Here is a 25,556-nt window from a genome sequence, read left to right on the forward strand (position 1 = left end):
AAGACGGTAACGAAACGTCTCAGCAACGGCAACTCGCGTCCCGTTCACCGCGTGTTCACAGCGAGGCCATAGACCAGGGCGGCGGTCGCCGACGTCTCGGCCGCCACGTCGACGGCGGGCCGGCCCACGATATCGGCCAGCGCGCGCACGGTGTAGGGCAAGCAGTACGGCTCGTTGGGCGCGCCGCGATAGGGATGCGGGGTCAGAAACGGCGCGTCGGTCTCCACCAACAGCTGGCCGGCCGGGATCAGCGTGGCCGCCTCGCGTAGTGCGCGGGCGTTGCGAAAGCTCACGGTGCCCGACAGGCTCAGCACCCATCCCGCGTCGACACAGGTCCGCGCCATCTCGGCGTCGGACGAGAAGCAGTGGAAGATGACCGTCGGCGGGGCCCCCTCGGCCCGCAGCACGTCGAGCACGTCGGCGTCGGCGTCGCGGTTGTGGATCATCAGCGGCTTGCCCATCCGCTTGGCCAGCTCGATGTGCCAGGCGAACGCCTCGCGCTGCTCGCCGGGCGTCGCGCAGCCGTCGAGTCGGCCGGGCCAGTAGTTGTCCATGCCCGTCTCGCCGATCGCCACGACGCGAGGGTGGCCAGCCAACCGTTCGATGACCGTCTTCGCCTCGTCGGTGAGCGCGTTGGCGCGCGTCGGGTGCAGCGCCACGGCTGCGTAGACCCGCGGGTCCCAGTCGGCGGCCTCGGTGGTCCAGCGGGCCGACTCGAGGTCGTCGGCGATGGTCACGACGGCCTGCACGCCGACGGCCGCGGCGCGGTCCAGGATTGCGCGCACGTCGTCGGCGGTCGCGGCTCCGCAGGCGTCGAGGTGGGTGTGGGCGTCGACCAGCGGGGACAACGGTTCGGGGGGCGGTGGCGCCGAACGGCTACTGCTCACACGCACACCATAAGGTGGTGTGGAAATGAGCGAGCCGTACTACATAACGACAGCGATCACGTACCCGAACGGTGCTCCGCACATCGGGCACGCGTACGAATACATCGCCACCGACGCCATCGCCCGTTTCAAGCGGCTTGACGGCTTCGACGTGCGCTATCTGACCGGTACTGACGAGCACGGCCTGAAGATGGCCGAGACCGCTGCGGCCGAGGGCATTCCGACCGCAGAGCTGGCTCGCCGGAATTCCGACGTGTTCCAGCGGCTGCAGGACAAGCTCAACATCTCCTACGACCGATTCATCCGCACCACCGATGCCGACCACATCGAGGCATCCATCGACATCTGGAAGCGGATGAACGAGTCCGGCGACATCTATCTGGACTCGTACAAAGGGTGGTACTCCATTCGCGACGAGCGCTTCTTCACCGAGGCCGAGACCAGCGTCGGCTCCGACGGAGTTCGCATCGCGACCGAGACCGGTGCGCCGGTGACATGGACCGAGGAAGCGACGTACTTCTTCAAGCTTTCGTCCTATGCCGACAAGCTGCTCGCCCATTACGAGGCGCACCCGGAGTTCATCGGCCCCGACGTCCGGCGCAACGAGGTGGTCAGCTTCGTCTCCGGTGGACTGCGCGACCTGTCGATATCGCGCACGACCTTTGACTGGGGCGTGCAGGTGCCCGACCATCCCGACCACGTGATGTACGTCTGGGTCGACGCATTGACCAACTACCTGACCGGCGTCGGCTTTCCCGATACCGACTCCGAGGCTTTCCGTCGGTTCTGGCCTGCGGACCTGCACATGATCGGCAAGGACATCATCCGGTTCCACACCGTGTACTGGCCCGCGTTTCTGATGTCAGCCGGAATCGAGTTGCCGCGCAGGGTGTTCGCGCATGGCTTTGTGCTCAATCGTGGCGAGAAGATGAGCAAGTCGGTGGGCAACGTCGTCAACCCGGAGAACCTCGTCGACACCTTCGGCGTCGACCCGGTGCGCTACTTCTTCCTGCGGGAGGTGCCGTTCGGGCAGGACGGCAGCTACAGCGAGGACGCGATCATCAGCCGCATCAACGCCGACCTCGCCAACGAGCTGGGCAACCTCGCGCAGCGGTCGCTGTCGATGGTGGCCAAGAACCTCGACGGGATCGTGCCCGAGCCGGGCGATTTCACCGACGAGGACCGCGCGCTGTTCGACGAAGCCGATGCGCTTTTCGGCAAGGTGCGAGCGCACTTCGAGGTGCCCGCGATGCACCTCGCGCTCGAGGCCGTCTGGGCGGTGTTGGGTGAGGCGAACCGGTACTTCTCGTCGCAGGAGCCGTGGGTGCTGCGCAAGTCGGAGGCCGAGGCCGATCAGCGCCGCTTCCGCACGGTGCTCTACACGACGATGGAGGTGGTGCGGGTAGCGGCGCTGCTGTCGCAGCCGGTGATGCCGGAGTCGTCGGCCAAGCTGCTGGATCTGCTGGGCCAGCCAGATGACCAACGGACTTTCGCCGCGATCGGCACCCGGCTGGCCCCTGGCACGCACCTGCCCGCCCCGGTGGGCGTGTTCCCTCGTTACCAGGTGGAGTGACCTCGGCGAGCAGACGCAAAAGTTCCCATTCCTCGGCGTGTCACGGCACTTTTGCGTCTGCTCGCGGGAAACGAGAGTGACGCGTGTCACACTCTGTCACGTCTCGGTCGTCGGCGGTGTCTTGAGGGCATGACTGATCACAACGCACCCAAGAAGGTCGTCGTCATCGGCGGCGGCTACTCCGGCACATTGGCGGCCAACCACCTCCGGATGCGCGGCGACATCGACATCACGATGGTGAACCCGCGACCGAAATTCGTCGAACGAATCCGGCTGCACCAAGTCGTGGCCGGTAACTACGACGCGACGGTCGATTACGGCTCACTGCTCGGCGCGGGCATCAAGCTGGTCGTCGACGAAGCCACCCGCATCGACACCGCGGACCGGCACGTCGAGCTGGCATCGGGCGGCGCGCTGGACTACGACTACGTCATCTATGCCGTCGGCAGCACCGGCGCCGTACCCGCATCAGTGCCCGGCGCGGCCGAATACGCTTATCCGATAGCAGAGTTGGAGCAGGCGCAGCGCCTGCGCGCCGCGCTCGACGACGTGCATCCAGACGCCCCGGTGACCGTTGTCGGCGCCGGGCTGACCGGGGTCGAAGCGGCCAGTGAGCTCGCCGAGCAGGGCCGGAAAGTGACGCTGGTTTGCGGCGGTCAATTAGGGCCGTACCTGTCCGCGCCGGGACGGCGGTCGGTCGCCAAAGTGTTGCGGAAGCTCGGAGTCACAGTGCTCGAGGCCGACGTCGTCACCGAAGTGCGGCAGGACGCGGTGGTCTTCGCCGATGGCGCCGTCCGTCCGAGCGCTATCACCATATGGACGGCGGGTTTCGGCGTACCAGAACTCGCCACTGTCAGCGGCCTGCGCACGGATTCGCTGGGTCGACTGCTCACCGATGAGACCCTGACGAGTGTTGACGATCCGCGCATCGTCGCCGCGGGCGACTGTGCCTCTCCGTCGGGCGCACCGCTGCGGATGTGCTGCGCATCAGCCTCTCAGCTGGGGCCGCAAGCCGCCAACACGGTGTTGAGCCGAATCGGGGGAACGCAACCCGCGGACTTCGAGTACGGGTTCGCAGGAGCGTGCATCAGCCTCGGCAGGCGCGCCGGGCTGCTCCAGTTCGGACGCAAGGACGACAGCCCGGTGGATTACTTCGTCGGCGGACGCATCGCAGCGTCGCTGAAGGAGGCGATCTGCAAGGGCACGGTGTGGGGACTGCGCCGCGGTGCACGCAAGCCGACCTTCGGTTTCTGGTTCAAGGGCGGCCCGCGTCCCGAGCAGCCGGCCTTCGCCTCCCGGGTGGTCGCGGAAACGTGACCACCCCGGGGAGCGAGCATGCCGAGCGGTTCATGCATCTGCGGCCGCTGCTGTTCACGATCGTCTACGAAATCCTCGGCTCGGCAACCGAATCCGACGACGTGCTGCAGGACAGCTATCTGCGGTGGGCCGAGGTGGACCTCGCGACCGTTCGCGACACCAAGTCGTACCTGGCGCAGCTGGTGACCAGCCAGGCGCTCAACGCGCTGCGGACGCGAGCCCGTCGTCGCGAGGACTACGTCGGGCCGTGGCTACCGGAGCCGGTTCTGCTCGATTCTGATGCGTCGGCTGATGTCGTTCTCGCGGAATCGGTTTCAATGGCCATGCTGGTGCTTCTCGAAACACTCACTCCCGACGAGCGGGCGGTGTTCGTCCTTCGCGAAGTGTTCGGCTTCGACTACGACGAAATCGCGGGCGCGGTCGGCAAATCCACGGCGTCGGTGCGCCAGATGGCGCATCGCGCCCGTGAGCACGTACATGCGCGGCGTAAGCGGTTCGGCCCTGTCGACGCGAAGCGCAACGCCCAGATCACCGAGCAGTTCCTGGCCGCGGCGAGCACCGGCGACATGGAGGGGCTGATGGCGCTGCTGGCGCCGGGGGCCACCTGGACCGCCGACCACGGCGGCAAGGCGAGCGCGTTGCCGCGCCCGCTCGTCGGCGCGAGGAAGGTCGCAACTGTGATGATGGCGCTCTTCCGGGCGTCCAAACGGATGGACCTGAGGTTCGAGATGGCGGTCTACAACAGCGCGCCCGCAATGGTGATCTACAGCGGGGGCGACCATCTGGAGGGCTTATTCGTCTTCGAGATCATCGACGACCAGATCACCAACCTCTACGCGATACGCAACCCGGACAAGCTGGCTAATATCACGATTCCCCGCATGCTCAGCCGATCGTGACGTCCGCCACACCGCGGGAAAAGCTGTCACACTCCGGATGTGGGTGGTGTCTCGAGGTCAGACCGGCCCAACGGAGAGCCGGGGTGACCCGAGGAGATACAGAATGACCGAGAACAAGGCCCGCGTCGTGGTGATCGGCGGCGGCTACGCCGGCGTGATGGCCGCCAACCGGCTCTGCAAAGGCGCCGCGGACGTCACGCTGGTGAACCCGCGCGCGACGTTCGTCGAGCGGATCCGGTTGCACCAGCTCGCGATCGACAACGACGACGCGGTGGAGGACTACGCGACGATCCTCAACGGCGACATCCGGCTCGTCGTCGACGGCGCCGAGCGCATCGACGCCGCTGCCCGTCGCGTCGAGCTGACGTCGGGCGCGGCGCTGAGCTACGACTATCTGGTCTATGCAGTCGGCAGCACCGGCGCCGTGTCGGCCGGTGTGCAGGGTGCACGCGAGTTCGCCTATCCCCTGAGTGAACTCGAGCAGGCCCAACGGCTGCGGGCCCGGCTGGCCGATACCCCGATGGCGGCGCCGGTCGTGATCGTCGGCGGTGCCTGCCCGGTATCGAAGCCGCCTCCGAGTTCGCCGCGGCGGGCCGGACCGTGACGCTGGTCAGCGACAAGCTGGCGCCGTCGCTGAGCGATCCTGGCCGCCGGTCGGTGGCCAAGCGGCTGCGCAAGCTCGGTGTCACCGTCATCGAGACGCCCGTGTCGGCGGTGACAGCCGACGCGGTTCTGCTGGCCGACGGGCAGGCGCTGCCGAGTGCCGTGACCGTGTGGACCGCGGGCTTCGGCGTTCCCGGCCTCGCCGCGGCCAGCGGACTCACCACCGACGCAGCGGGGCGGCTGCTCGCCGACGAGACGCTCACCAGCCTCGACGACGACCGGATCGTCGGGACCGGCGACGCCGTCTCGCCGTCGGGCCTGCCCTACCGGATGAGCTGCCAGGCGGCCCTGCCGTTGGGCGCCCAAGCCGCGAACACCATCCTGAGCCGCATCGCGGGCACCGATCCCGCGGAGGTCAGCGTGCCGATGTCCGGTCAATGCATCAGCCTCGGCCGCGGCGCAGGCACGGTGCAGCTTCAGCGCAAGGACGACACCCCGACAAACGCGTACATCGGCGGCAGGGCGGGTGCGTTCGTCAAGGAGCAGGTGTGCCGGTGGACGCTCAAATGGATGGCGGGCGAGGCGAAGAAGCCGGGCTCGTACAGGTCATTGAAGGGCGCCGACCGCAGGTTGCAGCTGTCGGAAGCCGGAAAGCTGGCTGCAATCCGATGAGCGCCAAGCCGGGTGACGAACACGCCGAACGGTTCACGCATCTGCGTCCGCTGCTGTTCACGATCGCCTACGAGATCCTGGGCAGTGCAACGGAATCCGACGACGTGCTGCAGGAGAGTTACTTGCGCTGGGCCGACGTGGACCTCGCGACGGTGCGCGACACCAAGTCCTACCTCGCCCAGCTCGTCACCCGGCAGTCGCTCAACGCCCTGCGGGCGCAGTCCCGAAGGCGCGAGGACTACATCGGCCCGTGGCTGCCCGAACCGTTGCTGGTCGAATCCAAGGACGCGTCGGCCGATGTGGTGCTCGCCGAATCGGTTTCGATGGCGATGCTCGTCGTGCTGGAGACGTTGAGCCCCGACGAACGCGCGGTGTTCGTGCTGCGCGAGGTATTCGGCTTCAGCCACGAGGAGATCGCGTCGACGATCGAGAAGTCGCCCAGCGCGGTGCGTCAGCTGGCGCACCGGGCACGCGAACATGTGCAGGCGCGCCGCAAGCGGTTCGAGCCCGTCGACCCGACGATGTCGATGGAGATCACCGCGCGTTTCTTCGCCGCCGTCTCGACGGGCGATGTCGACGGACTGCTGAAGATGCTGGCGCCCGACGTCGTGTGGACCGCCGACAGCGACGGCAAGGCGACCGCCGCCCGCAGGCCGGTGAGGGGCGCGGAGAAGGTGGCGAAGCTGGTGGTCGGGCTGGTCCGGGTGGCAGGCGAATCGGGCCGCGTCGAACCGGCGATGTACAACAACGCGCCTGCGCTGAAGCTGTATCTCGGCGACAGTTTCGAGGGCATCATCACCGTCGAGATCACCGACGGGCTGATCAGCAACTTCTACGCGATGCGCAATCCCGAGAAGTTGTCCGGCATTGACATCCCGCGGCAGATCAGCCGCGACGTCTGACAAGCTGAGTCGATGCGGATCGAGCGGCTCGGCGACCCCGGCAGCGCCCCGCGGGTGCTGCGCGCGATCGCTGCTGCCGCGGAGCGACGCGGCATGGCGCCGCCAGGCGCGTTGATCGGCGAGTGGTTCGGCTCAGGGGCGGTCATCGCGCCGTCACTCGCGGTCGAGCCCGTCAGCGATTTCGGCGCGCTGGGTAACGCTCAGCGTGACCAGGCGCGCCGAAATCGCGACGACGAGGCCGTGGGTGGTGGCTGGTTCGGCTACCTGTCGTATCCGGATGCCGGGGCCGACGGACGTCCACCGCGTATCCCCGAAGCCGCCGGCGGCTGGACCGACTGCGTGCTGCGTCAGGACAGCGACGGGCACTGGTGGTACGAGAGCCTCACCGACGCAGCACTTCCGGAATGGGTCGAAGAAGCACTGCGGAATCCGTTGCCTGCGAGCGACTTCCACATCACATGGGGCGAAGCTGATCGCGACGCGCATCGGCGGGGTGTGCTCGCGTGCCTCGAGGCCATCGCCGCGGGCGAGATCTATCAGGCGTGTGTGTGCACGCAGTTCGCGGGCACCATCGATGGCGCACCGATCGACTTCTTCGTCGACGCCGCCGAACGGACTTCGCCTGCGCGCGCGGCGTTTCTGGCGGGTGACTGGGGTGCGGTGGCGTCGCTTTCACCCGAGCTGTTCCTCCGGCGGGCGGGTGATGCGGTGACGTCGAGTCCGATCAAAGGCACGCTGCCGCGGTCGGCGGATCCCGCGGCGCTGCGGGCGTCGGTGAAGGACGTCGCAGAGAACATCATGATCGTCGACCTGGTCCGCAATGACCTGAGCCGCGTTGCGGTGACGGGATCGGTGACGGTACCGGAGCTTCTCGCGGTGCGACCGGCGCCGGGTGTGTGGCATCTGGTTTCCACCGTGTCCGCGCGCGTACCGATCGACATGCCGATGGCGCAGCTGCTGGACGCGGCGTTCCCGCCCGCATCGGTCACCGGCACACCGAAGGCGCGGGCCCGCCGACTGTTGGCGGGCTGGGAATCGCATCGGCGCGGGGTTTACTGCGGCACAGTCGGTTTCGCGTCACCGATTGCGGGGTGTGAGCTGAACGTGGCAATCAGAACCGTCGAGTTCGGCGCCGACGGCTCGGCGGTACTCGGCGTCGGCGGCGGCATCACAGCGGACTCCGATCCCGATCGCGAATGGGACGAATGCCTGCACAAGGCGGCGCCGCTCATCGATACAGCCGACAGCGCTCGACGAGCACCTCGGCCAGCAGTTCGGGCTCACTGACCATCAGGTTGTGGCAGGTATCCATCGGCAGCATGGTGTGCACCCCGCCCAGCGCTGCAATCGACCGCTGCTGCGACGCCACCGACAGCGCGCGGTCACGCAGCGTCAGGATCCAGGTGCGCGGCACGTCGTCGGGAAGACCGGACCGGTCGACCTTGTCGAAGATGATCGACGACGACTCCGGGTAGAACCGGACCCGGTTGAACCTGCGCTGCGAGCGCGTCATCCCGTTGCAGAACACGAACTCCGCCAACAATGGTGGCAGAGTTCCGGAGATGCGCTTGTGCGCGTTGCGGCGGGTGTAGCGTCCGATCGGACCCGGCAGAGTGTCGACGACGGCGGCTCCCTGCGGCGGGACGAAAGCGGCGGCGAGCACCATCTCGCGCACGCGCGACCGGCCGAGCTTGGCCACGACTCCGGGCACGGTGAGCCCGGCAAGGGAATGGCCCACGATGACGAACTCGCCGATATCTGCATCGTCGATGTCGGCGAGCAACGAGTCCACCCAGTCGTCGATGTGGGCGTCGAGAAGGTCGCCGCGTTTTCCGCGCCGCCCGGGCAGGTCGAGCGTGAGCACGGCCAGATCCGGTGCCCGGCGGTGGATTTCGTCGACCGTCGCATCCCAGCAGTCGGCGGCGTGCTGGCCGCCGTGGACGAGGACGAGCGCGGGCAGCGTCACGGCGACGTGGGCGCTCCGGGTGTAGCAGCCGAGAGCGCGGCTATCCAGCCTGCGGTACCCGAGAAGACGTAGAAACCGATCTCACCCGCGGCAGTCTCCACGATCAGATGGTTGTGTCCGCCAACCACCGATCCCTTGAAGACGGCCGCCTCCCGCACGCCGGTGATCGCGTCGACGGGCACGTCGATCAGCTTGCCGGTGAGTGTCAGAAAAACCAGCCGGCGTCCCGTCAGCGCAATCAGTCCCGTGTTCTTGACCATCGGATAGCCGGGTGCCGTCGCTCCGCGGTACGAGCCCTTCTCCGGTGCTCGCACAACCGTTTCGCCCTCGATCTCTGTCGCCAGCCGGCCTGCCGCGGCGCGTGCGCGACGGCGAAGCCACGCGATGATCGGAATCCAGACCAGCACCAGCACGGCCAGGACCCCGACGACGATCAAAACCACAGATATCGCGGTACTCACGAGGGCCCACCGTTCTCTCAATCGCGCGAGCGCAGAACCGCATCGTAAAGCTCGCGCCGCGACGGCGAGCCGGGATTGGCGGCGACGACCTGTGCGCACGCGTCCTTGACCCGCGCGCCGTCGTCGACGAGCGCGGTCACCTCGGCAACCAGCGTCTCCAGGTCCGCGTGCGGTTCTGCGCCGGCCAGCACGATGGTGATCTCGCCCAGCACACCGTCGACGGCCCACTCGGCGAGTTCGGCGAGCGAGCCGCGGACGACCTCTTCGTGGGTCTTGGTCAGCTCGCGGCACACCACGGCGCGGCGCTGCGGCCCGAGCACCTCCACTGCGTCCCGCAGGCAGGCCGCGAGCCGCCGAGGCGACTCGAAGAACACCGCGGTGCGCTGCTCGGCGAGCAGGCCCGTCAGCCATGTCCTGCGGGCCGAGTGCTTGCGCGGCGGGAATCCCTCGAAGCAGAACCGGTCGGCGGGCAGCCCCGAGACCGCCAACGCCGTCGTCACCGCCGAAGGCCCCGGTAGGCAGCTCACGGTCAGCCCGGCGTCCACGCACGCCGACACCAGGCGGTAGCCGGGATCGTTGATCACGGGCATGCCCGCGTCGCTGACCACAAGCACCGTCGCACCGGACTTGATCTCCTCGACGAGCGCGGGCACCCGTGTCGCCTCGTTCTGGTCGAACAGGCTCACGACTTTCCCGGCAATCCGCACGTCGAGGGCCTTCGCCAGCGTCCTGACGCGGCGGGTGTCCTCGGCCGCGACCACGTCGGCAGTGCTCAGGCCGCTGATCAGCCGCGCGGAGGCGTCAGCGGGCAGCCCCAGCGGGGTGGCCGCCAGCAGCAATCGACCGGGACTCATCACAGCACAGCCTACGATCGCATCCGTGACCGCCACCGCCATCGAATCGCAGTCGCCCGCGCGCTCGGTGCCGGTGATCAGCCCGGGGCCGCTGATGCCGGTCGCCGATTTCGGGCCCGTCGACCGCCTCAACGGCTGGGTGATGACAGCGGTTGTCACCTCGCTGGCCGCGATGACGCGGTTTCTCAACCTGCGTTCGCCCACAGATGCGGGCACGCCGATTTTCGATGAGAAGCACTACGCCCCCCAGGCCTGGCAGATGTTGCACAACAACGGCCTCGAGGACAATCCCGGTTACGGGCTTGTCGTGCACCCGCCGGTCGGCAAGCAGCTGATCGCCTTCGGCGAGGCCCTCTTCGGCTACAACGGCCTCGGCTGGCGGTTCACGGGTGCGGTGCTCGGGGTCATCGGGATCGCGCTGGTGGCGCGCACCGTGCGGCGGATCAGCCGCTCGACGATGGTCGGTGCGATCGCCGGGCTGCTGCTGATCTCCGACGGGGTCAACTTCGTGGCGTCGCGGACGGCGCTACTGGACGGCTTCCTCGCCTTCTTCGTGATCGCGGCGTTCGGCGCGTTGATCGTCGACCGGGACCAGGTGCGGGAACGCATGCACGTCGCACTGCTGGAAGGTCGGATCGGCGAAACGCCGTTGGGACCGCGGCTCGGCGTTCGCTGGTGGCGCTTCGGCGCAGGTGTTTTGCTCGGATTGGCCTGTGCGACAAAGTGGTCCGGGCTGTACTTCATCGTGTTCTTCGGGCTGATGACGCTGGCGTTCGATGTCGCGGCCCGTCGGCAGTACCGCGTGCCGAGGCCGTGGGCGGGAATGCTGCGCCGCGACCTCGGGCCGGCCGTCTACGCGCTTGGCCTGATTCCGTGCGGTGTCTACCTGGCGTCGTATGCGCCGTGGTTCGCGTCGGAGACGGGGGTCAACCGGTACGAGGTCGGCCAGTCGATCGGGCCTGGCGGATTTCTGCCCGACGCGATCCGGTCGCTGTGGCACTACACGCACGCGGCGTACCGGTTTCACGCCGGGCTGACCAACGCCGACGGCAACCACCACCCGTGGGAGTCCAAGCCGTGGACATGGCCGATGTCGTTGCGCCCCGTGCTGTATGCGATCGACCAGGACAACGTCCCAGGGTGCGGCGCGCAGTCGTGCGTGAAGGCCGTGATGCTGGTCGGCACGCCCGCGATGTGGTTCATCGCAGTGCCGGTGCTCGGCTGGGCGCTGTGGCGGGCGTTCGTGAAGAAGGATTGGCGATACGGCGCTGTGCTTGTGGGCTACAGCGCGGGCTTTCTGCCGTGGTTCGCCGACATCGACCGGCAGATGTACTTCTTCTATGCCGCGACGATGTCGCCGTTCCTCGTGATGGCGATCGCACTGAGCTGCGGCGACATTCTGCACCAGCCGAACCAGAACGCCGAGCGGAGAACGCTGGGCCTGATCGTGGTCAGTTGTTATGTGGCGCTGGTGATCACGAACTTCACGTGGATGTACCCGATTCTGACGGGCCTGCCGATCTCGCAGTCGACATGGAACCTGCAGATCTGGCTGCCCAGCTGGCGCTGATTGTGCTCCCGCTCGCGGGGAGCTACAAGTGGTCGCGGGCTGCGGGGCAGGACATGCAGCGGGGCCCGCCGCGGCCGGTGCCGAGCTCCGAGGCGGCGATCGGTAGCACTTCGATGCCTGCGTCGGCGAGGCGTGCATTGGTTTCGATGTTGCGCTCGTAGGCGACGACGACGCCCGGCGCGACCGCGAGCGTGTTGTTGCCGTCGTCCCATTGCTCACGCTCGGCGGTGACGGGGTCCAGGCCCGTGGCGATCACGCGCAGCTTCTCGATACCCATTGCGTTCGCGGCGGCTTCGACGAACGGCGCGGCGTCGTCGATCCTCACCCCGCCGTCCCCGTTGCGATGAATGGTGAACGCCGACAGCGAGTCGACGATGTTGGGATACATGACGGCGGCATCGGTGTCGACCATCGTGCAGACGGTGTCGAGGTGCATCTGCGCGCGCTCCTGCGCGATCGGCACGGCCAGCACCGTGTGGGCCAGATCGTCGTCGAACAGGCTGCGCGCCAACGCTTCTGCTCCGGCAGGCGTCGTGCGCTCCCCCACCCCGACGGCGACCACACCGGGCGAAAGCAGCAGCACATCACCGCCTTCCACCGGCGCGGACCGGGACTCGTAGGCTCGCCGCACGCCGAGGAACCGCGGATGGTGCGCATAGATCAGGTCGGTCAGCGACGTCTCGCGAACCCGAGCGGGCAGTGCCAGCGACGTGATCGCCACCCGCGGGCCGATCCAGAACGACGAGTCGCGGGTGAACAGCAGATTGGGCAGTGGCTCGATGACGAAGTCGCCGCCGTGGTGCATGCGGCGAACCAGGGACACCTCGCCAACTGCGATCGGCAGCTCGGTGAACGTCATCCCCGCCATCAGGACATGCGCAAGCCCCGCCGGCTCCAGCGTCCGCAGGTACGTCGAAAGATGTTGAGCCAACGGCAGTCCGAGCCGTCGCGAGTCCACCGCGGCCGAGATGCCGTGCATCCTTGCCGCGCCGCTGGCCAGCGCCTCGGTCAACAGGTCCGACACCAGCAGCACCTCGACGCCGCGCGAGCGCAGGACCTCGGCGAACGCGTCGTGCTCCGCCTGCGCCTTGGCCACCCAGGGCAGCCCGTCGAACAGCAATGCGTCGTTGTTGCGCGGCGTCAGGCGCTGCAGCTCGGCGCCGGGACGGTGCAGGATGACCACCCGCAGCGTCCCGACCTCGGAATTCACCCCTAGCGCGGAACCGGACACAATAAGCACCGTAGCGCGGCAGACGCCTTTTGCTCCTCGCGTGCGCGCCGCCACCTCAACTATGGTTTAGGTGTGGACATCCACGAACTGACGCCGGGCGAGATGGCCGACCGCAGTGGGGTGGCCGTCTCGGCACTGCACTTCTACGAACGCGAGGGTCTGATCGCCAGCAGGCGTACGTCGGGCAACCAGCGCCGCTATGCGCGCGAAAGCTTGCGGCGGGTCGCGTTCATCCGCATGTCACAGCGGCTCGGCATCCCGCTTGCCCGGATTCGCGAGGCCCTGGCCACGCTGCCCACCGACCGCGTTCCGACCAGTAAAGACTGGGCCCGGCTCTCGGCAGGTTGGCGCCAGGACCTCGACGACCGCATCCTGCATCTGCAGCGGCTGCGCGACAATCTCACCGGCTGCATCGGCTGCGGCTGCCTGAGTCTGAAGACCTGCGCACTGTCCAATCCAGGCGACGTACTCGCCGGCCAGGGGCCCGGCGCGGTGCGGCTCTAAAAAATCGAACGCGTGTGCGATAAGCTGAAGCGCATGGAGGTGGCGCTGCAGAGCTCTCTCTTCGACCCCGCCCCCGAGCGCCGGCATCTCGGTGACGGCGCCTGGGTTGAGGTGCGGTCGGGCTGGGTGACCGACGCGGACTCGTTGTTCGACGAGCTAATGGACGCCATCCTTTGGCGCGCCGAGCGCAGGCAGATGTACGACCGCGTTCTCGACGTCCCCCGGCTCGTCAGCTTCCACCACCTGATCGACGAGCCGGTCCCCCATCCCGTGCTCAAGCAGATGCGCAGACGGCTCAACGACGCTTACGGCGGCGAACTCGGCGAACCGTTCACCACCGCGGGCCTGTGCCTCTACCGCAACGGCGACGACAGCGTGGCCTGGCACGGGGACAACATCGGCCGCAGCAGCATGCAGGACACCATGGTGGCTATCGTAAGTTTGGGTGCCACAAGGACATTCGCGTTGCGCCCGCGCGGAGGCGGTAAGTCGCTGCGGCTGCAGCACCACCACGGTGACCTGCTGGTGATGGGCGGCTCGTGCCAGCGCACCTGGGAGCATGCGATACCGAAGACGGTGAAACCTGTCGGGCCGCGGATCAGTATCCAGTTTCGGCCGCACGACGTGCGTTGAGCCTCAGGCTTTCACGGCGGACACGCCGGCGGCGAGCAGTGCACCCGCGCGCTTGGTGTCGACCGGGGCGACGGGCTTGTTCGGGACGACGAGCGGGTTGGCGGTGACGATGACCAGAAGCGATCCCAGCCGGGCGATGTAGTTGTACAGCTCACCGGTGCGCGGCTTTCCATCAACCGTCGTCTGGATCACCCGGTGGGAGCCCTGCGTGTCGGCGCCGTCGATCTTCGGCGCGTCGACGGTCTCGATAAGCCCGCGCATCACCGGGCCGGCGAAGCCCACTTTCTTGCAGTTCTCCGGCGGGCCGTTCACTGCGATCTTCTCCGAGGTCTCGACCGCGATGACGATGAACCTGTTGCCGTCGCCTTCGGCGGTGAGCGCCGCCATGTTTCCCTTAACGCCGGCGGGCAGAACCTGCTGGTTGGCGAACTTCGCGCAGTCGGCAGGATCAAATTTGATTTGCGCAGGGAGCTTTTGGGGCTCGACGATGCGAGGGTCGATTGCCGTCGGCGCGATGTCGGTGACCTTGAATGGCGCGGGGAAATCCGATCGAAGACTCTTGATATTGGCGATGTCGGCGCGGGACAGGTCGGGCTCTGCCGATTCGGCGGAGCCGCACGCGGCGAGCGCGCCGACGCATGCGATGCCGAGCACCGCCCTCAGGTTCAACATCGCCGCCAATGTACCCGCCGACACGGGCTCAGCCCCGTAACGCAGACACCGTTTTGACCAATAGATCGGCGGCGAATTCCCGGCCGAGCGGAGGGTTCGGCGACCCCGGATCGGTGACCACGGTGACGAACGCCAGGTAGTCCTCGAAATAGGCGCTGAACGTGTACGCCGCGGACGTCGTCTCGGTACCGCCTTCGACGAAGGTGTTGGCCCGCGTGTCGATGCCGACGGTGGTGGCATTCTCGATGGCGGGCGCCTCGATCAGATTGACGGTGCCCGTGGCGTTCCCCGACGCGATCGTCCACTGCCCACAATCGGCGACGATCGCCGGGTCCAGGGCGACCGGAGACGCGTGCGACCCGGTGACCGCGACGTGCACGATGCCGCCGGGCCCGGACCCCGACCATCCCTTCGTCGTCGCCTCGTCGGTGGGCGGGTCCGCCAGTACTCCACATTGCGGCGGGTCGGTGACCCATCCGGGCTTCAAGCCCCAGAACGCCGCAGGCGAGGCGGGCCCGCCGAGTTCCGCTATCTCGTACCCCGGCGGCAGCTGGCTGCGAACGCGGCTGATCCTTGCCGGGTTGACCTGCGCCTTGGCTGTGGACGTGGTGGTCGCCGAGGTCTGTGTGGACGTGTCCGGTTGGGCGCAGGCGTTGACGACGCAGAGCACCGCGAGAGCGTGGATGAGCCCGGTCCGGCACACGCCCGTTTGATACCACACGAGGCGATTTGAACCGATCGGCAACACTTTGCGTGTCTAAAGCGATCATTAAGTGGGTCGGACCTAAAGAAATATGGAGAACTGTCATGCGCACAGCAGCGTGGGGTATGGCAGGGGGGATCGTGGTGGCGGGCGTGGTGCTCGCGCCGACAATGACAGCAATGGCTGAGCCCATTCAACCGGGCGGCGCCTACGCGACTATCGGGCAGCTCGAAGCCGCGGGATACGACGTGAATGTGGACCGGGTGGGCAGCGCCCCGCTCGATCAGTGCATCGTGACCAGTGTGCGGAATCCGCAGGACATCACCCGGACAATCCGGGTCGATAACGGCCGCAAGGGCGACGAGCGAGACTTCGACTACGTGGAAGTCGTGGTGCGCCGGACGATCACCGTCTCGCTCAACTGCGACGCGCGTCCCTAAGCGGCGTCGTCCTGGCCTGCCGGTTCATTGGCGGCCGGTGTCTGCGATCCGGATGTAGTTCGCTGACCGGTCAAGGTATTGACGATGCGCGAGACCGGACCTTCACCCGGGCGGATTCCCAGGGGCCGGTGGCTGGAATCGGCCTTGAGCCCTTCACGCCACTTCTCCAACGGCAGCAACGGCTTGATGGCCTCCGAGGTTCCTGCCTTTGATGTGTCTGTGTCGTTGCCGAGCTCATCCGCGTCCGGCACGACGGTGAGCTTGTTCTCGGCACCGCCTTGGGGAGCCGCAGCCGTCTGCAGGGCACTCTGGTCGTCGTAGTCGCCGGCTCCCGTGGGGAGACCGATGTTGTCGTCGACTGGTTGGCCTGTGGTCTTGTCGTAAGCCTGGCCGCCGACACCGAAGGGCCGATAGACATCCGCCGTTCCTAGCGGCCGCAAGGTCGAGCCGGCTCCGGTGGCCTGCTGCACGGTGTCATCGATACCCACCGGGATGGCCCCGAGCATGTTGCCGACGAGATTTATCGGATTTCCGATCGGGCTCAGCTCGAACGGCACGTGCTCGCCCGGGCTCAGGTCGCGGCGGTACTTGTCCTCTATCCATACGCGTAGCAAGGCGTCTGGAAGCGCCAGGACCGGTCCCGGCACACCGGCCTGCTCGATAAGCATGAGCAGCGGCAGTCTCGGTGCGGTCACCATGTAGTACGTGGTGTCACCGTAGGTGTCTTGATAGATGACGTAGGGATCATTGGGGTCAGTGCCGCCCGGTGCGATTGACCTGTCTGGCATTAGACCGTGTAGGAGGCTGTAAGCCGCGATCGAATTCGCGAATGCCAGCGGATCAAGTCGAGCCGGAGCGTCGCCACCCAGGAAGTCGTATTGCTGCGCGACATCGACCGTCGGGAAGACGAGGTCGTCCTCTTCCGCTGGACTGCAAGGATCAGCGGTCGGACAACTGTTCTGTGTCGGCCCGTAGAACGGAATGCCGATTATCGGAATCGTTTGGCCCTCGAATCCACGTCCCAGGATGCCTCCGTTCGGCCGCATGGGATTGGAGACCAGCACGAACTCCGTCCCATCCAAGTTCTGATCGGGCGTGGGGTCATTGATCAAGTCGTTCTTGACGAGCGAGGCGATTACGGCGCTCTGTGAGTAGCCGAAGACAATGAAGTGTTCATTCGGACCAGGAAGCGGGGGCTCTCCAGCGGGGCTATCTACGTCAGGATCATTGTTGTAACCACAGTTGTTCGCGGTGTTGTCGATACACTGCCCTAAGTTCTGACGGCCGGCAGCAACGGAGTCTTCGAAGGTCGTCGTACCAAACGCGGGGAAGAACTCGGCCGGATAGGTCACGGCGTAGGTGTCGACGGACCCCGCCGGCACGGTGAGACCTGGCGCGATGAAGTTGTTCACCGCTTGCGCAAAGTAGCTGTTGACAAAGTCGTCCGTGTCGCCCGTCGGCGACAGCGGATGGTCCGTTCCGCCCATGATCAACGCCGTCGTGGCCAGTAGCTGAACGGCGGATGTGATCGCCGTCGACACCACAAGCGCCGGCACGGCGATCAGCGCCACCAGGACAACGACCAGCGAACGCGCAATCGCCTTCATTAGCGGAACTTCCCTTCCCCACTTCACCGAATCGCGCCCGCCCACTTTCAGCGACGACGCTAAGAAATCACTGCGAGTCCCCACCTCCCAGTACAAAAGCATTTTGCACCATATCTGAAGGAATTGATAGCTATACGGGCAAAGTTTTCTGAGTCTCGCGAAGCGGCTATCCATTGCGCGCAAACCGGCCGCTGCGCCACCTTGCGAGGCAAACCGATGTCGCACCCCGTCAGCTCCGGATGACGACCGGCGCACCTTCGCGGCGATTCTCCCTCCATCGGCGTTTTGCCGACCGTAGAGTCATGGCGCAGATTTCAACCGACACGGGAGACCCAATGAGAAAACTGAGGGCCGGCGGCATCGCGATTCTTGCCGTCGTACTCGGCCTCGGCCTGGCGAGCTGCAGCTCCGACGAAAAGAAGGATGACGCGGGCGGCTCAGCGCAGGCTTCGTCTTCGAAGGCGCCGAGCACCACAAAGGCGCCCTACTCCCCGACGATCCCCGAGTACATCAAGCAAAATGGCATCACCGAGGCGCCGGTGAAGAAAGGCGATCCGGGGTCACCCGACGTAATTCTTCCGTTCCCACCCGGTTGGGAAGACATAGGCCCCGGCACCCCCGCGTGGGCCTGGGGCGGGATCAAATTCACCGGCGACCCGGCGGTGGCCCAGAACCCGCCGACGATCATCGCGCTCCTCTCAAAGCTGACGGGCAATGTCGATCCGGCGAAGATCCTCGAGTTCGCCCCCGGTGAGATGAAGAACCTGCCCGGTTACGAAGGCGATGGTGTCGGCTCCGCCACCAAACTCAGCGGTTTCGACGCCTGGCAAATCGGCGGCACCTACATCAAGAACGGCGTCAAGCATGCTGTGGCGCAGAAAACGGTCGTCATCCCGGCACGTGACGGCGTGTTCGTCCTGCAGCTCAATGCTGACGGCACGGAGGATCAGATGGGAGTCCTGGCGGACGCTACCAACATCATCGACGAGCAAACCAAGATCACTCCGGCGCCGTGACGGCGGTTCAGCCCTCCGCACCGATCGAGCCGCGAGCGCCGCAGCGCGGGCAGACTCGAGAGGAGCGGGGCCGCGACATCAGCGCTGCCCAAGCGGAGGCCGAAGCCGAGACCCCGACGGTGAAGAAGTACCTCAAGATGGCAAGCCCGCAGTTCCTGTGGTCGATGGCCGAGGGATACCCCGTGGTGCTCAAGCAGTTCATCCAGTTCTGTTTGATCATCATCTATCCCGACCAGAGAAAGCACCATCCCGAGGAGTACGCCGAATCGCAGAGGAAGAAGTAGCGACAAGGCGTGGGACTCTTAGATCGCTCGTCAAATGTACGCGTGACGGTGACGCCTGACGTGGTTCGTCCGCGCCAGGCGGTCACCGCCACCGTTACGACCGCAAAGCCGATCGACAAGGTGACTGCGGCGCGGCTGGAATGGGGCTACGACAACTTCTATCGCTACCAGTGGGCCGGTCGCGCCGACTCGGCGGCCGCTGCGGCCAACGACACGCTGTGGATGGCCGGGGAAGTCGGCACCAACTACGGCGGTGAGCGCGACACTGACGACTGGGTCAGCGTGAGCAACGTCGAACTCCCGATGGTGATGGACGAATTCACCGGCGCAACAGACAGTTTCAAGGTGCCGTCGTGGGCGCCGGGCTCATCGGCAGAGGTGGCCCGGTGGGCGTGCCGGCTCGTGATCGACCGCGGCGGACGCGACGTCGACGTACGCGCCGAGTTTCGCGTGGTGATCGGTACGGCCGACGTCGACGTTCCCGACGAACCGATCGAGCGCTACATGGGTGAGGGCGCCACCCATATCGATATCCTGATTCCGTCGTCGGTTTGCATTGCCGGCCAAGACATCACGGGCCAACTCGTGTGTCGCCCACAGCAGGACCTGCCCACCGCCGACATCGCCGTGTACTGGCAACGTCACCGTGAACACCATCCGCTCAAGCGTTATCCGGGCCAGGACGGGGCGCTCGACGGGCCACCGCTGTATCTGGGCAAGAAGATCCCGATGCGTGGCGGAACCGAGTTCGGCCTACCGTTTGCGCTGCCGTTACCCGCCGACGCCGCGCCCACCGCGACGGCGGTGCACTCGTCGGTGTCGTGGTTCATCGGCGCGCGGATCTCCTACACCGGCTTCACCACACATCAGCTCGAACGCGTCCGGCGGCCGATCGCGGTCGTCAATGCCGAATAGTCAGGCCCGCGAGACAGCCGACGCGTCGGCGACCTGCTCCGCTGTCGGTCGCACTCCCGTGTAGCGCTCGAACTGTTCCGCGGCCTGCAGTGCGATCACCTCGCCTCCGGTGATGACCTTCACACCTGCCTCACGCGCCGCGACTACCAGCGGCGTCTCCGACGGCAACGCCACCACATCGAAGACGGTGTGCGCCTTGCGGATTGTCGGGTTCTCGAAGGGACTCGTCTGAGCTCCCGGTCCGCCGGCCATCCCGATCGGCGTCACATTGACGATGACGTCGGCCGTGTGCACTCCCACCTCGGATGCGTAGTCGTAGTCGAGCTGACCTGCCAGCGCGCCGCCGGTCTCCTCGTTGCGGGCGACCAGCAACCCGTTGCGAAACCCGCTGTCTCGGAATGCCGCACCGACCGCACTGGCCATACCGCCGCTGCCGTGGATCAGCACTGACTGCGAGCTGTGCAGGCCGTGCTCGTCGATGAGCCGCTGCACGGCGATGTAGTCGGTGTTCGAGGCGGACAGGTGTCCGTGGTCGTTGAAGATCGTGTTGACGGCATTGATCGCCCGAGCGGAGTCCTCGACCTTGTCGACGAGCGCTAGGACGTCCTGCTTGAACGGCATCGACACCGAGCAGCCACGGATTCCGAGCGCGCGCACGCCACCGATCGCCGCGCCGATATCGGTTGTGGCGAACGCCTTGTAGATGAAGTCGAGCCCCAGCAGGTCGTAGAGATAATTGTGAAACCGCGTGCCGATGTTGCTCGGCCTGGCGGCCAGCGATATGCACAGCCTCGTGTCCTTGCTCAGCGGTGGTCGCATCAGCCGACCGCTCCAATGACTTGCCGTGCCACAGCATGGATTTCGCGGTAGAGGTCGCGGGAGATCGATATGTCGCGCAACGACGGTACGTCGATGACGGTCGTCACCACGCCGAGATCCTCACGCTGCCACTGCGCGCCGAAGCTGTCGAGGATCTTGCGCATCGCGAGGTTGTCGGAAAGGACTCGCGCCGTGAACCGCCGCACACCGTCGCTGCGCGCGGCAACGGCCAACGCCGCCATCAGGAACGAGCCGATACCGCGGCCTTGGTAGTCGTCTCCGGCGATGAACGCCACCTCGGCGACGGTCGGGTCGGCTTCGTCGCGCACGAATCGGGCGTCGGCCACCACCGGCCCTTCCGGCCCTTCCGTCATCACCCAGACGAAGTGGTCCTTGTAGTCGACCTCGAAAAGGTAGGTCATCAACGACTTGCTCGGCGACCGCGGTGTCTGGAATCTGCGGTACAGCGTCTCGCTGGAGAACTCGATGGTGCCGTCGGAGGCGCGTTCGCTGTCGCCGGGTAGCACCGGTCGCAGGTAAAGCCAAGAGTCGTCGCGCATTTGGATCGGAATGGGGGTGATGAACGCGGCGAGGCGCTGGCGCGCCGTGCGTACCATCCTGTCCATTACGCCGGGCACGTCGAGCATGGCGGCGAAGGCGCCGTGGCCGCCGACCCACCCGGTCATCGGCTCTGTCGCCACCACCGTCGCGGTTCTCGGCGTTTCGCGCAGCAGCGCGATTTCGCCGACGATCAGCGGCGGCGACAACTCAAGGACGGTCGGCACCCCGTCGCCGTCGGCATGTGTGACCTCCGCTTTTCCGGAGTTGATCAGGAGAAACGATTCCGCGCGCTCTCCCTGGCGCATCAAGACCTTGCCCGCCGCCGCACTCAGCGGGCGAAGCAGCGCCGCCAGCGACACCAGAGCCTCCGGACGGCAGCCCTTGAAGATGTCGAGGGCGGCGAGTTCGTCGGCGCTGACGGCCGTCAGTCCGGCCACGTGACGAGGCTACCGTCCCGGCGCGTCGGGTGCGGAGAACTCCGTGGCCTGCGTTCGGCCCCGCAGCACCTCGCTGCCCTTGGCGGTCCACTGCCCGCGTTCGTCGGCATCGGCCCGCTCGATCGCCGCCGACGAGCACAAAATTCGCCGATCCGACGTCTTCGCGAGGTCCGCGAGCCGCGCCGCCTCGTTGACCGGGTCGCCGATCACCGTGTACTCGTATCGGTTCTCCGCACCGATGTTGCCCGCGAAGACCGGACCCGCCGACACACCGATCCCGAAGTCGACCAGGGGCAGCTCCTTCAACTGCTCGCCGAGGGCGCGGGCGGTCGCCAGCGCCGCCGAAGCGGCGCCTTCGCTGTGAAACGGCGCACCGAACACCGCCAGCGCCGCGTCGCCCTGGAACTTGTTGATCATCCCGTCTCTTGCGTCGACGGCGTTGACGACGATGCGGAAGAAGTCGTTGAGCACCTCGGCGACCCGTTCCGGCGGATGGCTGGCCGCCAGTTCCGTCGACCCCGTCAGATCGATGAACAGGATCGCCGCTTCCTCGACGTCGCCTTTCATCGACGCGCCCTCTTCGATGGCACGGCGGGCGACGTTGGTACCGACATGCTTGCCGAACAGGTCGCGTACCCGTTCGCGTTCCGCGAGACCGGCGACCATTCTATTGAATCCGGCCTGCAGCCTGCCGATTTCGGAACGTTCGAACATGTCGACCTCGGTGTCGAACCTACCCTTCTCGATCTCGGCCATCGCGTCAACGACTTCGCCTATCGGATCGGAGATGGATCTCGACGTGAGGATCATTGTCGGCAGACCCAAAAGGACCGCCGCCAACGCAACAACCAGCGCCGCGCTTTCGACCGACGCCGTCTTCGGGATCAACCAGCCGTTGGTGCGCACGACTACCAGCGCAACGATGACAAGGCACGGCAGCGCACTGCAGAGCAGCCAGAGCAGAATCAGCCGCGCGAAGACGCTGGGGGCCGCGACGAGGCGTTCCGAGGCGTGAGTCGCGGCCGCAAGCATCGGGCGAATGAGTCTGATCGTCAACAACAGGCCGATACCTGTCGCGGCCGATCCGCCGAGCACGACACCGAAAGCCGTTGCCACGACAACGCCCATCCCGCCGTCCAGGTTGAGCAGGACCGAGATGGCCCCGCTGATCGTCCACGTGCCCGCAAGGAGCGCGGATTGGCGAGCGAACAGCCGGGTCAACCCTTTTCGCTGCTGATCATCAGGCTCGAGACCGTGGTTGAACCACTTCAGCGTCGGCGAGATGTTCAACACAGCGCCCACTACGATGACGACCGTGCCGACGGCGACCAGCACTGCCGAGCCGATGATATTGGCCCTGGTGAAGTAGTTCTGCGCGCCGGTGAGCGCCTCACCGCCGAGCGGGATCAGGATTGCGACGGCCGCGGTGATCGACAGCAGGTATGCACCTGCGAGCCGGCTCGCATAGTTGGCCGCCAAGCTGCTCATGTGAACAAGGTAGCGACCTGCGCCGCTTTACGGGATCGCCTTGAACTCCATGTGCAGTTCGGCGAGTCCGCGCATGATGAATGTCGGTTCATAGTCGTATCGGCGGGCGTCCTGCGGACCGTGGTGCTCCTCGGAGATGCGGAAATCGGTCAGCCTGTCGAGGATCCGGTTCAGCGAGATCCTCCCTTCTGTCCGCGCCAGCGGGGCTCCTGGACACGAATGCACGCCGCGGACGAATGCGATCTGCTCGCGGACATTGCGCCGGTCGGGGCGGAATGTGTCGGGGTCGTCGAACTTGCGGGCGTCGCGGTTGCATGCGCCGGGCAGCAGCATGACGGTGCTGCCCGCGGGCACAGCGGTTCCGCCGATCGTCGTCGATGTGCGGGCCATCCGGAAGTGCGACTTCACCGGGCTTTCGATCCTCAGGGTCTCCTCGAGAAACGCCGGGATCCGGCCACGGTCCTCACGGAGATACGTTTCGTACTCCGGGTTCTCGGCCACGATGCGCATCGCGGAGCTGACGAGCTTCGTCGTCGTCTCGGTTCCTGCGGCGAAAAGGAACGTGGAGAGATTCATCACATCTTCGATGTCCGGCGTCGACCCGTCCTCGTACTTGGCCTGCGCCAGTTCGGTCAGCACGTCGCCCCGCGGGTCGCGGCGGCGATTCTCGATGTAGGCGTAGAACTTGTCGTTCAGCCACTGCAGGGGGTTGTGCGTGGTGGGCGCCTCCTCGCCGAGTTGACCGACCAGTTCGCCGGAGAACACGGCGCGAAACTCCTCGTGATCCGCGGCGGGCACACCGAGCAGGTCGGCAATGACCAAGAGCGAGAACGGCTTCGCGTAGTCGTCCAGGAACTCGCACGATCCGCGATCGACGAAGTTGTCGAGCTGTAGGTCGGCGAGCCGCCACATGAAGTCCTCGTTCTCCTTGAGGCGTTTGGGCGTGATGAGTTTGTTCAGCAGACCCCGTGTCCTGGTGTGCAGCGGCGGGTCCTGGGTGGTGATGTGCTCGCTCATCGGGACCGCCATGCGGTGCTGCTCGATCAGGTCGGAGACGTCGTCGCCGCCCGGCCCGAACGGCATCCCGGCGAACGGGCCCGCCACCGAGTTGCACGATGAGAACGCCGGGTCCTTGTAGACCGAGAGCGCCTCCTCGTAGCCCGTCACCGCCAGCACGTTGAACGGCGTGGCCTGTGTGACAGGACATTTCGACCGCAGGTGATCGAAGTACGGGTACGGGTCGGGAACGAGCGACTCGTCGGTGAAGAAGTCGACTGTGTCGAAGTCGGTCACGCAACACTCCTGTTCATGGCGAGCTTGGCGCGGGGACGGGGTCGTAGAGCACTGGTAGTGAGGTCGGCGAGCGAAACACCATGCCGCGGATGTGCGGGTCGTCGCCGTCGGGGTCCAGTCGCAGGTTTCCCAGCCGGTCCAGCAGGAGGTTGACCGCTGTGCGCATCTCGAGCCGCGCCAGATGCATGCCGAGGCAGACGTGCACGCCGTGTCCCCAACTGATCGGTACCTTCGCCTGCCGGAAGATGTCGAACCGGTCAGGGTCGGGATAGCGGTCCTCCTGCCGATTGGCGGCGCCGAGCATCGGCATCACCGAACAGCCCTGCGGGATCGAGACTCCGCCGAGTTCGGTGTCGCGCGTCGCGACCCGCGTGATGTTGAGTAGCGGGGCGTCCCAGCGCACCGCCTCCTCGATGGCCTGCGGGATCAGCGACCGGTCCGCGCGGACCGCCTCGAGTTGATCCTCGTTGGTCAGCAAGCCGAACAGCAGGTTGCCGAGCGATCGGTACGTCGTCTCCACCCCGGCGGGCAGCAGCAGCCGGATGAAGGAGTAGATGTCCTCGTCGTCGAGCTTGTGCCCGTCGATTTCCGCCGCCGCCAGGCTGCTGATCAAGTCCTCGCGCGGTTCTTTCCTGCGCTCCTGCAGGATCGGCTTGAAGTAATCGACCAGCGCCTGCGACGCGGCCAGGCCACGCTCCGGGTTGACGGTGAAGCTCAGCATCGAGATCGACCAGCGCTGAAACTGCGGAAAGTCCTTCTCCGGCAAGCCGAGCAGCGCGGCGATGATGCGGGTCGGGTACGGGAACGTGAACGTCTTGACCAAGTCGGTCCTGCCGTCGGCGGCGAACGTGTCGATCAGCTCATTGCCGATGCGCCCGACTATCTCGTCCTCCCAGCGCACCAACGCCTTCTGGGTGAACGCCTTGGTGACCAGCGACCGGAGCCTGCCATGCACCGGTTCGTCCATGCCCAGCATCACGCCGTGGCCCAGCACGTCGCCGAAGATCTGGATCACGGCGTTCGACGAGAACGTCTCGTTGTCACGCAGCATCTGCTGGATATCTTCGTGCCGGTAGACGATGAAGACGGGCTTGCCCTCTTCGCCCGGCATCGCGGACATGTCGATGCGCTGAATGGGTGTCTCGCGACGCTGTTTGGCCAACTCGGGGTACGGGTCACGCACGTTCCCCGAGACGACGTCGTCGAATGCCCCGAAGTCCTCGAGGTCGTCGAACAAATCTGACATGCT

25 protein-coding genes and 1 pseudogene are annotated in these 25,556 nt (G+C 66.3%); 13 read left to right on the forward strand and 13 right to left on the reverse strand.

Annotation, left to right across the window (positions count from 1 at the left end):
• Positions 1-44: 44 nt before the first annotated feature.
• Positions 45-887, reverse strand: coding sequence for a TatD family hydrolase (locus C6A82_RS21275; protein ID WP_105347668.1), 843 nt, complete (start codon positions 885-887; stop codon positions 45-47).
• A 25-nt stretch (positions 888-912) separates the two neighbouring features.
• Between C6A82_RS21275 and metG the strand changes: the two genes are divergently transcribed.
• The 6 genes and pseudogenes from metG to C6A82_RS21305 all read left to right on the forward strand — a co-directional run bounded on the left by metG (position 913) and on the right by C6A82_RS21305 (position 8,140).
• Positions 913-2,460 carry a methionine--tRNA ligase gene (metG, locus tag C6A82_RS21280; RefSeq protein WP_311101455.1) on the forward strand — a complete coding sequence of 516 codons (1,548 nt, stop codon included), beginning with the start codon at positions 913-915 and terminating at the stop codon, positions 2,458-2,460.
• Between the two features lie 129 nt (positions 2,461-2,589).
• On the forward strand, positions 2,590-3,777 hold the full coding sequence (locus C6A82_RS21285; RefSeq protein WP_311101456.1) for an FAD-dependent oxidoreductase: 1,188 nt from the start codon (positions 2,590-2,592) through the stop codon (positions 3,775-3,777).
• Positions 3,774-4,676 (forward strand): RNA polymerase sigma factor SigJ, encoded by a 903-nt coding sequence (gene sigJ / locus C6A82_RS21290; protein WP_311101457.1) that lies wholly within the window; start codon positions 3,774-3,776, stop codon positions 4,674-4,676. Before C6A82_RS21285 ends, sigJ begins: the two co-directional genes overlap by 4 nt.
• Positions 4,677-4,779: 103 nt before the next feature.
• Positions 4,780-5,951, forward strand: a pseudogene (locus C6A82_RS21295) (NAD(P)/FAD-dependent oxidoreductase).
• Entirely contained in the window at positions 5,948-6,853 is a 906-nt protein-coding gene (locus C6A82_RS21300) for an RNA polymerase sigma-70 factor (protein WP_105349093.1), read from the forward strand. The pseudogene C6A82_RS21295 and the gene C6A82_RS21300 overlap by 4 nt, the downstream one beginning before the upstream one ends.
• 12 nt (positions 6,854-6,865) lie before the next feature.
• Positions 6,866-8,140: an aminodeoxychorismate synthase component I gene (locus C6A82_RS21305; protein ID WP_105349094.1), complete on the forward strand. Its 1,275-nt coding sequence runs from the start codon at positions 6,866-6,868 to the stop codon at positions 8,138-8,140.
• Here C6A82_RS21305 and C6A82_RS21310 read toward each other — a convergent pair.
• The 3 genes from C6A82_RS21310 to rsmI are packed head-to-tail and all read right to left on the reverse strand — an operon-like array spanning position 8,082 to position 10,134.
• Complete coding sequence (locus tag C6A82_RS21310; RefSeq protein WP_105349096.1) at positions 8,082-8,819, reverse strand: alpha/beta fold hydrolase; 738 nt, start codon at positions 8,817-8,819, stop codon at positions 8,082-8,084. The two genes, C6A82_RS21305 and C6A82_RS21310, sit on opposite strands and share 59 nt — an antisense overlap.
• Positions 8,816-9,280, reverse strand: coding sequence for a hypothetical protein (locus C6A82_RS21315; protein WP_233217172.1), 465 nt, complete (start codon positions 9,278-9,280; stop codon positions 8,816-8,818). The genes C6A82_RS21310 and C6A82_RS21315 overlap by 4 nt, the downstream gene beginning before the upstream one ends.
• 17 nt (positions 9,281-9,297) lie before the next feature.
• Positions 9,298-10,134 (reverse strand): 16S rRNA (cytidine(1402)-2'-O)-methyltransferase, encoded by an 837-nt coding sequence (gene rsmI / locus C6A82_RS21320; protein ID WP_105349147.1) that lies wholly within the window; start codon positions 10,132-10,134, stop codon positions 9,298-9,300.
• 94 nt (positions 10,135-10,228) lie between these two features.
• On the opposite strand from rsmI, the gene C6A82_RS21325 reads away from it, so the two are divergent.
• A complete protein-coding gene (locus tag C6A82_RS21325) occupies positions 10,229-11,704 on the forward strand; it encodes a dolichyl-phosphate-mannose--protein mannosyltransferase (protein WP_105349146.1) in 1,476 nt (491 codons plus the stop codon).
• A 22-nt stretch (positions 11,705-11,726) separates the two neighbouring features.
• Here C6A82_RS21325 and arcA read toward each other — a convergent pair whose 3' ends face one another.
• Positions 11,727-12,935: an arginine deiminase gene (gene arcA / locus C6A82_RS21330; RefSeq protein ID WP_105349097.1), complete on the reverse strand. Its 1,209-nt coding sequence runs from the start codon at positions 12,933-12,935 to the stop codon at positions 11,727-11,729.
• Positions 12,936-13,007: 72 nt separating this feature from the next.
• Here arcA and soxR point away from each other — a divergent pair, with 72 nt between their 5' ends.
• Together soxR and C6A82_RS21340 are read left to right on the forward strand one after the other, a co-directional pair.
• Positions 13,008-13,439: a redox-sensitive transcriptional activator SoxR gene (gene soxR, locus C6A82_RS21335; protein WP_199193966.1), complete on the forward strand. Its 432-nt coding sequence runs from the start codon at positions 13,008-13,010 to the stop codon at positions 13,437-13,439.
• A 33-nt stretch (positions 13,440-13,472) separates the two neighbouring features.
• Entirely contained in the window at positions 13,473-14,072 is a 600-nt protein-coding gene (locus C6A82_RS21340; RefSeq protein WP_105349099.1) for an alpha-ketoglutarate-dependent dioxygenase AlkB, read from the forward strand.
• A 3-nt stretch (positions 14,073-14,075) separates the two neighbouring features.
• Here the strand turns inward: C6A82_RS21340 and C6A82_RS21345 are convergent, their stop codons facing one another.
• A complete protein-coding gene (locus C6A82_RS21345) occupies positions 14,076-14,744 on the reverse strand; it encodes a DUF5642 family protein (protein ID WP_105349151.1) in 669 nt (222 codons plus the stop codon).
• Between the two features lie 28 nt (positions 14,745-14,772).
• Positions 14,773-15,465, reverse strand: a complete 693-nt coding sequence (locus tag C6A82_RS21350) for a DUF5642 family protein (protein ID WP_311101459.1) — start codon at positions 15,463-15,465, stop codon at positions 14,773-14,775.
• A gap of 86 nt (positions 15,466-15,551) precedes the next feature.
• Here C6A82_RS21350 and C6A82_RS21355 point away from each other — a divergent pair, with 86 nt between their 5' ends.
• Positions 15,552-15,887 carry a hypothetical protein gene (locus C6A82_RS21355; protein WP_105349101.1) on the forward strand — a complete coding sequence of 112 codons (336 nt, stop codon included), beginning with the start codon at positions 15,552-15,554 and terminating at the stop codon, positions 15,885-15,887.
• Here C6A82_RS21355 and C6A82_RS21360 read toward each other — a convergent pair.
• Positions 15,884-17,494: a PE-PPE domain-containing protein gene (locus C6A82_RS21360; RefSeq protein ID WP_158261677.1), complete on the reverse strand. Its 1,611-nt coding sequence runs from the start codon at positions 17,492-17,494 to the stop codon at positions 15,884-15,886. The genes C6A82_RS21355 and C6A82_RS21360 overlap by 4 nt on opposite strands.
• A gap of 302 nt (positions 17,495-17,796) precedes the next feature.
• On the opposite strand from C6A82_RS21360, the gene C6A82_RS21365 reads away from it, so the two are divergent.
• Genes C6A82_RS21365 through C6A82_RS21375 form a run of 3 tightly spaced genes read left to right on the forward strand, consistent with a single transcriptional unit; the run spans position 17,797 to position 19,709 of the window.
• Positions 17,797-18,510 (forward strand): LpqN/LpqT family lipoprotein, encoded by a 714-nt coding sequence (locus C6A82_RS21365; RefSeq protein WP_233217174.1) that lies wholly within the window; start codon positions 17,797-17,799, stop codon positions 18,508-18,510.
• Positions 18,507-18,794, forward strand: a complete 288-nt coding sequence (locus C6A82_RS21370; RefSeq protein ID WP_105349106.1) for a hypothetical protein — start codon at positions 18,507-18,509, stop codon at positions 18,792-18,794. Before C6A82_RS21365 ends, C6A82_RS21370 begins: the two co-directional genes overlap by 4 nt.
• Positions 18,795-18,836: 42 nt before the next feature.
• Complete coding sequence (locus C6A82_RS21375) at positions 18,837-19,709, forward strand: hypothetical protein (protein WP_233217176.1); 873 nt, start codon at positions 18,837-18,839, stop codon at positions 19,707-19,709.
• Here C6A82_RS21375 and C6A82_RS21380 read toward each other — a convergent pair whose 3' ends face one another.
• The 5 genes from C6A82_RS21380 to C6A82_RS21400 are packed head-to-tail and all read right to left on the reverse strand — an operon-like array spanning position 19,710 to position 25,553.
• Entirely contained in the window at positions 19,710-20,528 is an 819-nt protein-coding gene (locus tag C6A82_RS21380) for a shikimate 5-dehydrogenase (protein WP_199193967.1), read from the reverse strand. It abuts the gene before it with no gap.
• Positions 20,528-21,526 carry a GNAT family N-acetyltransferase gene (locus tag C6A82_RS21385; RefSeq protein ID WP_105349111.1) on the reverse strand — a complete coding sequence of 333 codons (999 nt, stop codon included), beginning with the start codon at positions 21,524-21,526 and terminating at the stop codon, positions 20,528-20,530. Before C6A82_RS21385 ends, C6A82_RS21380 begins: the two co-directional genes overlap by 1 nt.
• Before the next feature lie 9 nt (positions 21,527-21,535).
• Complete coding sequence (locus tag C6A82_RS21390) at positions 21,536-23,014, reverse strand: adenylate/guanylate cyclase domain-containing protein (protein WP_105349113.1); 1,479 nt, start codon at positions 23,012-23,014, stop codon at positions 21,536-21,538.
• A gap of 27 nt (positions 23,015-23,041) precedes the next feature.
• On the reverse strand, positions 23,042-24,307 hold the full coding sequence (locus C6A82_RS21395; RefSeq protein WP_105349114.1) for a cytochrome P450: 1,266 nt from the start codon (positions 24,305-24,307) through the stop codon (positions 23,042-23,044).
• A gap of 13 nt (positions 24,308-24,320) precedes the next feature.
• Positions 24,321-25,553, reverse strand: coding sequence for a cytochrome P450 (locus C6A82_RS21400; protein WP_105349116.1), 1,233 nt, complete (start codon positions 25,551-25,553; stop codon positions 24,321-24,323).
• Positions 25,554-25,556: the final 3 nt, after the last annotated feature.

The organism is Mycobacterium sp. ITM-2016-00318 (genome assembly GCF_002968285.2).
Lineage (GTDB): Bacteria > Actinomycetota > Actinomycetes > Mycobacteriales > Mycobacteriaceae > Mycobacterium.

What these genes read in the sequence shown, in the direction of transcription:
- C6A82_RS21340 (WP_105349099.1), top strand. Translation starts at nt 13,473, where the DNA reads ATGGAGGTGGCGCTGCAGAGCTCTCTCTTCGACCCCGCCCCCGAGCGC.
- C6A82_RS21400 (WP_105349116.1), bottom strand. Translation starts at nt 25,553, where the DNA reads ATGTCAGATTTGTTCGACGACCTCGAGGACTTCGGGGCATTCGACGAC.
- C6A82_RS21345 (WP_105349151.1), bottom strand. Translation starts at nt 14,744, where the DNA reads ATGTTGAACCTGAGGGCGGTGCTCGGCATCGCATGCGTCGGCGCGCTC.
- C6A82_RS21325 (WP_105349146.1), top strand. Translation starts at nt 10,229, where the DNA reads ATGCCGGTCGCCGATTTCGGGCCCGTCGACCGCCTCAACGGCTGGGTG.
- C6A82_RS21380 (WP_199193967.1), bottom strand. Translation starts at nt 20,528, where the DNA reads ATGCGACCACCGCTGAGCAAGGACACGAGGCTGTGCATATCGCTGGCC.
- C6A82_RS21390 (WP_105349113.1), bottom strand. Translation starts at nt 23,014, where the DNA reads ATGAGCAGCTTGGCGGCCAACTATGCGAGCCGGCTCGCAGGTGCATAC.
- C6A82_RS21300 (WP_105349093.1), top strand. Translation starts at nt 5,948, where the DNA reads ATGAGCGCCAAGCCGGGTGACGAACACGCCGAACGGTTCACGCATCTG.
- metG (WP_311101455.1), top strand. Translation starts at nt 913, where the DNA reads ATGAGCGAGCCGTACTACATAACGACAGCGATCACGTACCCGAACGGT.
- C6A82_RS21285 (WP_311101456.1), top strand. Translation starts at nt 2,590, where the DNA reads ATGACTGATCACAACGCACCCAAGAAGGTCGTCGTCATCGGCGGCGGC.
- C6A82_RS21355 (WP_105349101.1), top strand. Translation starts at nt 15,552, where the DNA reads ATGCGCACAGCAGCGTGGGGTATGGCAGGGGGGATCGTGGTGGCGGGC.
- C6A82_RS21360 (WP_158261677.1), bottom strand. Translation starts at nt 17,494, where the DNA reads ATGAAGGCGATTGCGCGTTCGCTGGTCGTTGTCCTGGTGGCGCTGATC.
- C6A82_RS21305 (WP_105349094.1), top strand. Translation starts at nt 6,866, where the DNA reads ATGCGGATCGAGCGGCTCGGCGACCCCGGCAGCGCCCCGCGGGTGCTG.
- rsmI (WP_105349147.1), bottom strand. Translation starts at nt 10,134, where the DNA reads ATGAGTCCCGGTCGATTGCTGCTGGCGGCCACCCCGCTGGGGCTGCCC.
- C6A82_RS21365 (WP_233217174.1), top strand. Translation starts at nt 17,797, where the DNA reads ATGGCGCAGATTTCAACCGACACGGGAGACCCAATGAGAAAACTGAGG.